The 11,906-nt window shown below is 42.0% G+C and carries 9 protein-coding genes; 4 read left to right on the top strand and 5 right to left on the bottom strand.

All coding sequences use genetic code 11. The annotated features are described in order from the left end of the window. Positions 1–29: 29 nt before the first annotated feature. The 3 genes from EDM60_RS09125 to EDM60_RS09115 all read right to left on the bottom strand — a co-directional run bounded on the left by EDM60_RS09125 (position 30) and on the right by EDM60_RS09115 (position 4,056). A complete protein-coding gene (locus EDM60_RS09125; protein WP_122963696.1) occupies positions 30–1,370 on the bottom strand; it encodes an MFS transporter in 1,341 nt (446 codons plus the stop codon). A gap of 43 nt (positions 1,371–1,413) precedes the next feature. Then, the gene (locus EDM60_RS09120) at positions 1,414–2,163 is read right to left on the bottom strand and encodes an aspartate/glutamate racemase family protein (RefSeq protein WP_122963695.1); all 750 of its coding nucleotides are present in this window, start codon (positions 2,161–2,163) and stop codon (positions 1,414–1,416) included. A gap of 213 nt (positions 2,164–2,376) precedes the next feature. Then, a complete protein-coding gene (locus EDM60_RS09115) occupies positions 2,377–4,056 on the bottom strand; it encodes a PucR family transcriptional regulator (RefSeq protein ID WP_122963694.1) in 1,680 nt (559 codons plus the stop codon). Positions 4,057–4,658: 602 nt separating this feature from the next. Between EDM60_RS09115 and EDM60_RS09110 the strand changes: the two genes are divergently transcribed. From EDM60_RS09110 to EDM60_RS09100, 3 genes are all read left to right on the top strand, one after another. Further along, positions 4,659–5,222, top strand: a complete 564-nt coding sequence (locus EDM60_RS09110) for a hypothetical protein (protein ID WP_233454114.1) — start codon at positions 4,659–4,661, stop codon at positions 5,220–5,222. Between the two features lie 725 nt (positions 5,223–5,947). Further along, the gene (locus EDM60_RS09105; RefSeq protein ID WP_122963693.1) at positions 5,948–7,177 is read left to right on the top strand and encodes a DNA cytosine methyltransferase; all 1,230 of its coding nucleotides are present in this window, start codon (positions 5,948–5,950) and stop codon (positions 7,175–7,177) included. A 15-nt stretch (positions 7,178–7,192) separates the two neighbouring features. Beyond that, a complete protein-coding gene (locus EDM60_RS09100) occupies positions 7,193–8,074 on the top strand; it encodes an NgoPII family restriction endonuclease (protein WP_122963692.1) in 882 nt (293 codons plus the stop codon). 1,181 nt (positions 8,075–9,255) lie between these two features. On the opposite strand, the gene EDM60_RS09095 is transcribed toward EDM60_RS09100, so the two are convergent. Both EDM60_RS09095 and EDM60_RS09090 read right to left on the bottom strand, forming a co-directional pair. Beyond that, positions 9,256–10,431 carry a hypothetical protein gene (locus EDM60_RS09095; protein WP_122963691.1) on the bottom strand — a complete coding sequence of 392 codons (1,176 nt, stop codon included), beginning with the start codon at positions 10,429–10,431 and terminating at the stop codon, positions 9,256–9,258. Between the two features lie 15 nt (positions 10,432–10,446). Beyond that, positions 10,447–11,046 carry a hypothetical protein gene (locus EDM60_RS09090; protein WP_122963690.1) on the bottom strand — a complete coding sequence of 200 codons (600 nt, stop codon included), beginning with the start codon at positions 11,044–11,046 and terminating at the stop codon, positions 10,447–10,449. 588 nt (positions 11,047–11,634) lie between these two features. On the opposite strand from EDM60_RS09090, the gene EDM60_RS29555 reads away from it, so the two are divergent. Next, entirely contained in the window at positions 11,635–11,829 is a 195-nt protein-coding gene (locus EDM60_RS29555) for a helix-turn-helix domain-containing protein (RefSeq protein WP_122963689.1), read from the top strand. The last annotated feature ends 77 nt before the right edge of the window (positions 11,830–11,906 follow it).

Genomic DNA, 11,906 nt, shown 5'->3' with positions numbered 1-11,906 from the left:
CCTTCTAGGAGTAATGGAATGTTACAGCATTAATGCAAAATCTCGCCTTCCGTTTCCTTCAGGAAAAGCGAAGCCACAAATGTAACGACAAGAAAAGCGGAGATAAAGGAAACCGTAGTCAAAAAGCTGCTGTTGATCGCCAGCATGGCTCCGATTACACTTGGTGCAATCGCGTTGGCTACACGCTGGCCGGTCATCCCTACAGAATAGCTGACACCGCGGACCTCTGTCGGATACAGCTCAGCCATCCATGTATCCCATACTCCCCACGCCCCCAAGCTGAAGAACGAAAGGGCAAAATTCCAGATGTACATTTCCTGCAAAGTATTTGCGTTGGCAAATCCAAACCCGCTGATCGCTGCAAAAAAGACGAACAGCGCCATTACTTTTTTGCGCCCATATTTGCCCGTCAAATACGAGGAAACCATGTAACCGGGAAACATGAAGAGGGCGGATATAGCCATAAAGCCCATTCCTTCCGGCGCACTCAATCCTTTTTTCGCCAAAAGTGCCGGCATCCAGGAGGACAGTCCCCAATATCCCCAGGAAAAACTAAAGTTGATGACGAGCTGCAAAATTGTCGAACGCCGGAATTGCCCGCTAAAAATCTCCAGGAAAGAACCTGTTTTCACATTCTCCACAGCAAGCTCGACGCTGTTGATCTCTTTTTGCATCGTGCCTTTGGAAAGTTTGTCAATAACCTCCTTCGCCTCCGAATGGCGCCCTTTTCCGGCCAACCAGTACGGCGACTCAGGTACAAACGCAGCGATTGCCAGAAACCACAAACCGGCAAGCGAACTGACGCCAATAATCCAGCGCCAGCCCAGCTCCATAAAGAGGTAGGTCGTGCCAATGGCAAGCAAATAGCCTACTGGCCATCCAGAAGCCAGATACACCGCAGCCTTCCCACGCACCTTCATGGGGAGCAGCTCCTCGAAGTAGGGGAACGTTGCCACCAAAACCCCAGAGAGCGCCACACCGGACAAGAAGCGGGTCCACCACAGCATTTCGTAGGTGAGTGAGAATGCACTAATAAGCGAAATGATTCCATAGAGGCCAAAACTGATAATCATTGATTGCTTGCGGCCGATTTTATCAACGAGCTTTCCCCATAGCAGGCATCCCGGGATCATCCCGAGATAAATGGAGCCGATAAGCGATCCGATTTGAGTGCCGTCCAGTTGAAACTCGCCGCCAATTGAAGCGCTTGCCAGAATGACAATCATCATTTCCCACGATTCAATCACAAAGGAGAAAAAAAGCACCAATCCCGCTTGCCAATGCTGACTGGTAACCGGCATGTTTTCAAACAGCGCCCCAACGGGTACTGATCGCTTTTGCAGTACCTCCACTCCGCTTTCTGCTCTCATAAATGGCCCCCCTTATCTCTTCTCACAGCCGCTAACTTTGTTTTTAAAACAGCTTCCAGCAGGCCACTTCATCGTCAGGCGGCGACTGGTAGCCATCCAGCTTGCTGTGGCTCCAACCGAATTTTTGGTTGAGCTCTATCAAAAATTCGGCGTATTTAAAAGGTGCAAGGCTTGCGTCAATAACCGGAACCCCCAGCTCCTCCTGAATTTCCCGATAAAAGCCAAATTCAATCGTGCATCCCAGCACAAGCACATTGGCTCCATCCTTCTCGACAGCCTCTCGCGCCGCCTCACGCATCCGCTGCATCGTCACCTGATGATCTTTCTGAAAATCGTGCACGCCCATATCGAGTGACTTAAAAGAAGCCAATTTGTCGGCAAAGCCATATTTATGGACGTTCTCTCTCATCTCGGGTATCCACTTGCGCCGCCCGACAATGATCGAGATACTCTCGCCCAATGTCGCCGCAATATGCAAGCTGGCTTCTGCCGGAGCCGTGACGACCATTTTTTTCGAAATCTCTCGGGCCGCCCTCAAGACAGGATCGTAGAAGCAGCCGATAATTGCCGCATCGTAGCCGTCTTCTTCGGCTTTTTTAATCACGCGGAGGATTTCCGGCATCAGCATCACTTCGTAGCAGTTGTACTCCAGATGAGTCGGTCCAGGACCCGGGGTCAAGGAAACCACATCCACAATCGTCCCCGCCTGCTTGATCCTGTCAAACTCGCTCTTGAAAATGGTGTTGAACAAATCAGTAGTGACCGGATTGATCCACAAAATTCTTTTCTCCATGCGAATGCCCCCTCATCGGTTTTGGTTTTTCCCAATCTTGTGTGTCCATCATGCAGCCCCCACAGCCCCCTCTCCTGCATAGCTTTCAATCATACTGCTTGTTTCTGTTCACATTATTTCACACAAAAATAATAATCTTAATATTTAAAACAAACAAAAAAACAGCCCGTATCTTTGTCTATCACAGACAAACCGAGCTGCTTCGCGCTTCTATTATGGCAATAGCTTCCTGGCCTTCAGCGCCAGATGGAAATTCAATCTTTCCTCAGGCTTTTTAAAAGGATCAAACCCGAGAATCTCCTTCACTTTTTCAATCCGGTATTTGACCGTATTGGGATGTACGAACAACCGCTTTGCGACATCTGTAAAGATTTCCTTTTCATCCAGATACGCTTCTACCGTCTTTACCAGATCCGTTTGATTTTTGGCATCATATTGATAGAGCTGATCGAGAAGCCCCGCTGTAAACTGGTCTAACAACTTGCCGGATATTTCCCCCAGAATCCCGAATACCCCCAGCTCATTCACTGCTGTAATACTGCCCGTCCCAAACATTTTGCAGCCGAGCTCAAGGGCTTGCAGCGCTTCCCTGTAGCTTTGGTCCAAGTTCAACGGCGACGGATAAAAACCGCCGATTCCGGCAGATACGCGGGCTTTGCCGCTTCCCGCTTCGATAGCCTCTTTTAACAGGACCGCAAGATTTTTCGCTTCCTGTTGCGAATGTTGCTTGTCAAATTGTCTGTCAAAATGAATGAAAATGACCAACATGTCCCCCTTTACCACAAAATTGCATTTGGGAGCATGCTGATTGATCGTTGACCGGACCGCCGCGTGAATGCGGCTTTCCAGTTTCCCCATCTCTTTTTCAAGCCCATCGCTGAAGTCAAAACGCATGACCAGCACCATATGTTTTTTCACCAGGTTAAGTCCGACCGCTCTCGCCCTCTCGTACAAATCCTCTTCTCTAACATATTTCCCTTCGAACATTTCCGTCAAAAAGTCACTTCGCATGCGTCTTTTCGCCTCGGTAATCGCCCGCTGCTTGGCAATCTCCAAGGCGACCGCAGTAGAAGCGTGCGAGATGGCAATAAAATCAAGCTCTTGTAAGAAAGCCCCCATCTCTAAGGTAAAAATGTACCCCAGAGGATCGCTTATCACTCCGGCAGGCATAACGATCAGCCGTACAGACCGCCCCTCTATCTCAAACAAGCTGGAGTGAAACACCATCTCCAGCGCAGAATCGTGGGTCCAGTTTCCAGCTTTATCAAACTGAATCCGCTCCGACATTTCTGTCATAAGCAAACACTTTTTTAAAAATAAATGTTCTTCCGCTTCTTTTGACCCTAAAGCCAAAATTTCGAACATATCGTCGGTAATCATGACTGGCTGCTTGATTAATCCGGTCAGCGTCTTGGCAATCGCATTCACATCGCCGCCATGCAGTATGACACGGGTCATCTCCCGGTTAATCTCTTCCGATTGTTTCAACAACTGTGATTGCCGATTCAGGATCGTCCCTAACACGGCAGAAAAAACCGTAGCATAAGGCATCGCAGGAGGCAACAAAATGACAGGAAGGCCGGAAATATTCGCTGCCTCCACGATCGCCTTCTGCATGATCTTGTCAGCAATCATCGGATGAATCCCCAGAGCTGCTGCCCCGTTTTCAGCAAGCTTTTTAATCGTATTCACTTGCGCCTCCAGATCATCTTTCAAGCTGTGAAAGGTGGTCAGCACAAGCTCGCCTCCCAAAACCAAATGCTCCACTTCGGTTATGGGCATTTCCAAAACATTTACCTGATTGATGATCCTGTCCAAACCATCGAAACCGGCGATAACACGTAAACTTTGCAGCGCGTCCAACCGCAGCATCTGCTGCACCGTAATCCCCATTTTCGATCCTCCTCTCGGCCTAACCTTCCTAGAAGTAGATAAGACACGTTTCCTGATTCGTTGATTAGACGAGCTTTACAAGATCATACTGGTTCGTAAGAGAGAGTTGCGGATATTATTGTTTTTTCTAGCTCGTTCATTTTTGTTTGGCTTCGTTCATGTATTTGTAAGTCTGGTCGGGAAAGTCTTAATTGCGAATAGTCGCATTTATTATACCATTTTGTATTTGGATTGACTTTTGGTAGTGGGAGTCCCTTGTGCAGTCTAGACATTTCGCTTGGGTTTCTGGATGATTTTTGGGCGTAAAAGATGCGCAGTTTGGTAGCTAGTAAGGGTGGGGGATGTTTTATAGAGAGGAGAAAGGAAAAAACGACTATTCCTTGATCATTAAGAGAATAGTCGCTCCTATTTATCGTTCCCTTACGGAGTTATCACCCGTCCAGTAATCGCATCAACAAATTGATCTCCCCGCCCCATCCTATCTTCGCCTACTCTCCCGACCGAACTGATTATTATGTTCATCAGGTAAAGAAGCACATTTTCTTAATTTGTCCAGTCACCGCCGTATTTTCGTAAATACGCTTCACTGTGGAGGTGACAACATGAGTTCGAAAAAGGATGAGAGAAGTAAAAAGTACGAAATCCAAGTTGTACATTCTACTCCGAACACAGGTTTACGCAAGGAAGAAATCGAGCAGTGCTACCAGGACTTGCAGGATTTGAACGACGCTGCTTCGGCGTTTTTTCGAATCCCTGTGTTCTTTAGCCATCAAAATTTGTTTACGCTCGGTCCTCCACAGCCGCCGTTTACTGTCCAACAACAATTCGTAATTCGCATGTTCAAAGAAATCAAGAAAGAACTCCTCTTCCCGCGCACTTTGCCCAACACAGAACAATATCCGAATACTACACTGGAAAACATCCGTACGATGATTAACTCGAGTTATGGAATGGCTTCTGTCCTTCTACGACCAACGAGGGCAACACAGCAGGGAGAACCGTACTCGCCTTTTTTGCAAATTGAACCTGCAATGGCTTATCAATACGGTTTACCATTGCTACTTGTGATTGAGGACGGGTTTCCGGCAGGCGGCATTTGGGGAGGGGCTGGTCAGCTCGCTCCATTTACTCCCATCGTTTGGTTGTTTCTGGTTCTGTATTGGTAGATGATTTTTTTAAAAGTCCCCAGTGGAAATCCGCTCTGAAAAACTGGGCCGGACAAGTTAGAAGCGGGTTCTTTATACAGACAGGACCCGCATTTCAGTATCGTCATGATGACTGAAAATTGAGTCAGTTCATGCATAGCGAGACTTCGCTGTCAACGCAAAAAAGCCACCTCTGTAGGTGGCTTTTTTTATGTAGGTGGAGGCGGGGGGATTCGAACCCCCGTCTCGAATTTTTTAACTTGTGTTAGACTACATTCACAAGTGTCAAGAAGCCTTATTTCATCGGGCTTTAAAGCTTTCCATTTTTTATCTTGTCCCATTCTGTTTTATGATTTTTTAGGTTAGATTAGAGCTTTTGGCTACAGTTGGCTACAAAAAACAGAGGGGATATTTGGGCAAAATACGCAAAAAATTATTTCGTTTTACCTACTCCCAAAATCCAATTAGCTTTTTAAAAGAGTAGGACAAAACCATGATTCTTCAAATGAATAGACGAAAGCATCTTAAAATGATACATTAAATATGCGATTGTGTGTTCGTGAGATCGAAAAACTTAATTGCCCGAAGTAAAAAAGCTACTTGCTCAGATATTGAAGTAACCAAGAATGTTTTCTCTTTTTTTCAATAAATCATTTTACGGATTAATAATATCTAATATCCTTCACCTTAATAGACACTGGTCTAATGGGATTTGAATAGAAAAAAACTGCACCAAGGAGGCTACCATGACTATAAAACTTCAAGAACGTGGAAGAGGAAAATTCAAGCCTGCACCAGACTATCACATCAATGATGTTCAAAAAATACTATTTGAAAAAATCGCAGAAGAAATGCAAACGATAGTAGATGAACCTGATACTTACTCAAATGAAGATCTATACTACGAAACCAACAAGTTTAATATCGTTTCCTTGTTTTGTGGTGCAGGAGGTTTAGATTTGGGTGTAGAGTTAGCAGGTATTGACTGTGTTTGTGGTCAAGAACAGACTAATGAAGCTCTTCAAGACAAAGAATCGTTCAATTCTATCAGAAAAAAAGGATTGTTTCATCATGTTTATTCAAATGACTTTTTTAAGGAAGCTTTAGAAACATACAAAAAAAACTTCCCTTCCAATGTGTTTACACATTACAGCGACATAAGACAAGTAAAACAATTTCCTAAAGCAGACGTGGTTCTTGGAGGATTCCCATGTCCAGGATTTTCAGAAGCAGGTCCAAGATTAGTAGATGATCCAAGAAACTTTTTATACATCCATTATATTCGTTGCCTAATGCAGGTTAAACCGATGTTCTTTATTGCCGAGAACGTAAAAGGAATGTTAACTCTTGGAAAAGGGGAGGTATTCCGTCAGATTAAACAAGATTTTGAAGCCGCAGGCTATCGAGTCTACCATAAACTTGTTAACGCAAGAGATTTTGGTGTTCCACAGCTTCGTGAAAGGGTATTTTTAGTAGGTGTTCGAGAGGATATTGAATTTGAATACCATTTTCCTGAACCTACTCATGGTGAGGGTCTCCTATTAAAACCTTATGTAACTTTAAAAGATGCAATTGGAGACCTGGAAAATGATCCTGGCGACTACTTTACGGGTTCCTATTCCACTATTTTTATGAGTCGAAATCGAAAAAAGAATTGGGATGAACAGAGCTTTACCATTCAAGCAAGTGGAAGGCAAGCACCTATTCATCCAGGTGGTTTACCAATGGAAAAAGTAGATACAAATAAGTGGATTTTCCCTGACGGAGAAGAAAATAATCGTAGATTATCCGTAAAAGAAATCGTTCGTATTCAAACTTTTCCTGATTGGTATGAATTTAGTGCAGGTGAAAATACCCGCATGTCAAAAAATGGTCTATTAGACAAAAAATATAAACAAATTGGAAATGCAGTGCCTGTAGAATTAGCAAGAGCCATCGCAAGACCAATTGCTGATTGGCTTAATCAAAACAAATAGAAAGGAGACCATCTAATGCAACAATTTCTACCTTCTACCAATGTGCTAATCGCACTAAAAAACATTTTACAACGCAATCAAAATACTCTTCCTACTGTTATCAATCACTCTAATCATAACAGAGTAAACAGTGCAGGTGATCTCTTAGAATACTATGTTAAAGATGCTTTTTGTGATGCAAGTGCAAATTTTCAAAATACCAATGACAAACTAAAACATTATCAACAAAAATTTAGCTATCTCGGAAATTCAAACAATCCTCCTGATTTTGTTGTCAAACATGGAGTAGCTGTTGAAGTTAAAAAAATTGAGGGTAAAAACCCTAATGGAATTGCCTTAAATAGCTCCTTCCCGAAAGACTATTTACATCATGACGATATTAGAATTAAAAAGGAATGTCGTGAATGTGAAGATGATTTTGGTGGTTGGATAAAAAAAGATATGATATATGCAGTTGGAAATGTCGAAGACGACCGACTTCACAGTCTATGGTTTGTTTATGGAGATTGTTACTGTGCTGATAAATCAACATACGATAGAATTGCTACGACAATAAAAGATGGAGTATCCTCTATTCCAGGAGTTGAATTTGGAGAGACTAAGGAATTAGGTCGTGTTAATCGTGTCGATCCGTTGGGCATCACTTACCTTAGAATAAGAGGAATGTGGGGTATCGAACACCCTTCAGCGGTATATAGATCCCTAATAAATCCTGTTGAATCTAAAACAAATATTTATGTTCTAATGAAAAAAGCAACACATGAAAAAATGAACAACAAACCCGATTTAAATTTGTTCATTAACAATGGAACTTTAAAAATTAAAGAAGTGCAGATACCAAATCCAAATAATCCAGCAAAAAACTTAGATGCCATTTTATATTCAGCGGTTTTATAAATGAGATTGTTTATTTTACATTGAGAAATACTATGAGGGTTTTCATAAACCCTCATAGTATTTCTGTTTTTGGTTGATTTAAATCATACATTATAGATCACTTGAAATCCATCTTTCGGAAGATCAAGAATACCTAATCTCAGCTATAATGCTTTAGATATTTGTATATTGCATATTCATATGGTTGGTTTGTGTTGCCCCTTCGCTTCGCCGATTTGTCTTTTGCTTTTCGGCTTCTTCGCTAAGTAGTTGCTTCTTTCTCTCAGTTTTTTTGCAACTTCTTTCGAGTTTTGCTGTTTGCTCACTTAAAGTTGCATTGGCGAAGCCTTAAACATTCTTTGGATCCCGTTGAACACGGCTCGCTCCCCCCCCTTGCGAAATTTTGGAAATATAATCCAATAACTTCACAAAGGGAGAGTTATATCTAACGGTTGGAAGAAGGTAACATTCCCCTTCACCCATGCTGTATCCGTGTCGAATTTAACCCCAAACCATTTCTGGTTTCGTTGCTTTAAGCCTCTCGACTTACTTGCCCAGGTCCTCGTATTACCAAGCTGATCACCACGATCAATCACAACGCCCCCCTATCTCTTTCGAGAACGGGGACAGGTCAACGCCGATAAGAAAGTTTGTCTTTCTATCTGGGAGATAAACGCCACCATCTAACGGCCAGTAACATTCGCTGGTTAGGCGAACAGGTTGTTTTTATGTGATCCTCCTCAACACAGATGTTTTTTCTTTTTTCGTCCGAAATCTCTTAAACGGACTATTGAATTTTGAAAGGCTATTAATGATGGCATATCTAAGCACATCCCTTTTACATTAAATTGAAAAAGAAAAGACAGATCACCGTTGAAGATGAAACTGTCTTTTTCCTTTGAAATTAGAGAATATTCTCATCCAGTAAAGTTGTACTAAACAGCACGCCTGTTTTATTGATACTTTCTTATATACACATCCATGCGTTGATATTCCAATGTTCGAAAAAATTATATGCTTTTTTTCAGTCTACCCGTCAAGGCGTTCATTTTAGCCTTGACGGGTAGGTTTTTCCCACACTATTTTATTGTTCTGCAATTCCTTTGCAGGACCTGCCCCACGGCGAGTGAAGGGGGCAGGGGGCTTGCTCCCTGCGTTTCCCCTTTGGGGACGGAAGGGGGCTTTTTTTGTAACTGCCTAAATCACTGCCTAAGCAAGTTTGCATGTTTTATACCATCAAGAAACTGATTATAAACATCATAATGCGTAAAATAAACTTCGATCTGTTCCTGCATTATTACATCGATACACCAATCATTAAGTGCTGTCGATAGACGAGTGCCTTTAATCTCTTTGGTTACAAAATCTCGAACAAACGCATTTGAGGCGTTTTTAACTCTAATCGATGCAACTTCATCCAAACAAACTACACCGATCTTCAATCTGAATTCGTTTTTCATATATCGATTCAGCATATGAAAAATACACGCAATATCAGCGGCAATACGGTGTGCATCTTGTTTATTGTGTATATCGAACATAAGGACAGTTATAACTGGTCGATTATGGATAATTTTGACCTGAGCAATGTGATAATGGCAATTTAGCATCGAATCAACTGAAAAGCATTCAATCCTTTTGTTTTTAGGAGAAACGAACAAATTATCATGCACCGAAACATTGTTATACGCTTTTATTGCCTCATTTAGCGATGATTCTAAGGAAGAGTGTATTTTCTTCCCCTTTCCTTTTCCATTGGTTGCATAGGACCCCTTTTTTAGTCCCTGACTACGTTTGTTTGCCACGATACGCATTTGTTCAATATCGTGTTCAATTCCAACAATATCAAGGTAAGGTTGTAGTCTATGATCACCAGTAAGTTCAGACAAATACCTGATTCCTTCATTTTTGTTCAGTAATAATGTACTGCAATCACGTTTTAACAAGTCGAAAATCTTATCTAAAGTGATTATTTTGCTTTCCTTGTAAATGCGAGGCAAAATCTTTGATAGAATGTAGCAATTTTTGAATACACTGACCAAAATGCGTTCATTCGAAGTTGCTCTTGGCACGGATGCTACGCTATAGCTATTTGGCTTGCCTTCTACATAGCGAATTCCGTACTTTCGTAACGTGATCATTTGTAGTTGCGATTTTCTTCCGTATGCGGAAAACGCCTCTCTGCGAATGATTTCATTTTGCTCAAGCTTAGCAATTTGCGAGTAAAAATCCGATAGATTACTCGCTAATCCTAATGCAAATGCATATTGTGATAGCTGTTTCAACAACATTACTTTGTTTCCAATGAAATAAATAATTCTCAGCAACTCCTGATTTCGTTCGCAAATTTCTTGTTTGTTTGCATTCGAAACGCTCATATATTATTCACCTCCCTACACTCTCATCGTTTCATACTGCATATTCATAAATTCTACGAATGCTTCTTTAGCACTAAGTTCTGCCTGACCGTAAGTATTCGTTATTATCTCGATTGCGGTTTCGTTATCGCCTTGGATGGTATACGAAGCATCTGGCATTGAGATCAGTCCTTTGGCAAGCATATCTTCATACATTTTGGCTTCTGTGACTTTGCCGAGATCATATAAGACGTTTATCCGCTCATGAAACCGATCTCTCAATTGGTTTTCAGTTTTCCAGGAATCACGCAATTCAGGTGTTAAACTGAAATATTTCTCTGCTAACGCTAAATCGTGACAGGGACTTTGAGCGTGATACGCTCGCTCCAGTCCCCATAGACTACTTGCTGTTTCACGTCCGTTTTTGGTAAGTTTGTAGCACTCTTCAATTTTCCCATCTCGTTTGAATGCAACCTTTTCAATATAACCATCTCGTAATAGATTTTTTATTCTACTATCCGCCAATCCGCAAGACCGTAATTGGTCATGAGCAACATGCCCGACTCGTGATAAAGCAGTAAAAGCAAGTCGGTCACGATTGAAAAATTGCGTAATGTATTTGCTTTTGCGTGCCATAGTAACACCTCCTATCTGATTATAGTGAACACTGGGAACAGGTTTTTGCGTCTCTATCGAATAGAGACGCTTGCCCAATATGGGCAACAGCCTTCCCCAATGGGGCGAGCACATTCGGCTACGTTTTGTAGAGAGTGCCAGCGGCCGAGCGGTCGCCAAAGGCGAACACAACGTAGCACGCAACTTCTTGGCGAACCAATTTTCCGCAGGAAAGAGGTGAGCATAGAAGATGCCGAAGGGGCGAAGCCCCTCTTCCCGTTTAATGTTGCATTATAGATTTTGAGAGTATGAAATATAACGTTTTTTGCAAAAGCACAAAAAGGCTCCATGCACAAGACATAGGAGCCTCTTCTCCCTGTAGCAGAGGGCAATAGGTAAAAATAGAAAAGCTATATACTTACGAATAGAGCTACATAAATCCACTGTAACAATACACAGTAATGGTAAATTAAATTGATGTATAACAAATAACGCATGGGTAAAACCATTTTTCGAACTCAAAGCCTTGCCATTTACTTATACTTGAATCATAAAGCAAGCCAATAAAAAATTAACAACTAACACAAAATAACAGGAGGAAAATTAATTATGGGAAGAAACTTCAACTTACTTACCGTCGATGAGGCAAGGAACATTTTAAAAGTCGGGAGAAACGTAATGTATGATCTTATCAAGCACCATGGAGTACCCCATATAAAAATTGGAAAACAAATCAGAATACCTGAAGATGAGCTTATTGAATGGATGAAACGACTAATAATGCAACAATCTTTAGTTTCTTAAAGCGAACCCTCCTGCAAGTAATTTGCAGGAGGGTCTTATTATTATTAATAAGTCCATTCTTCTTCAAGAGAATAAGA

It is taken from the genome of Brevibacillus parabrevis (assembly GCF_003710905.1).
GTDB lineage: Bacteria > Bacillota > Bacilli > Brevibacillales > Brevibacillaceae > Brevibacillus > Brevibacillus parabrevis.
Note: the sequence above shows the minus strand (reverse complement) of the source record. Positions and strands in the feature narration are given on the sequence as shown.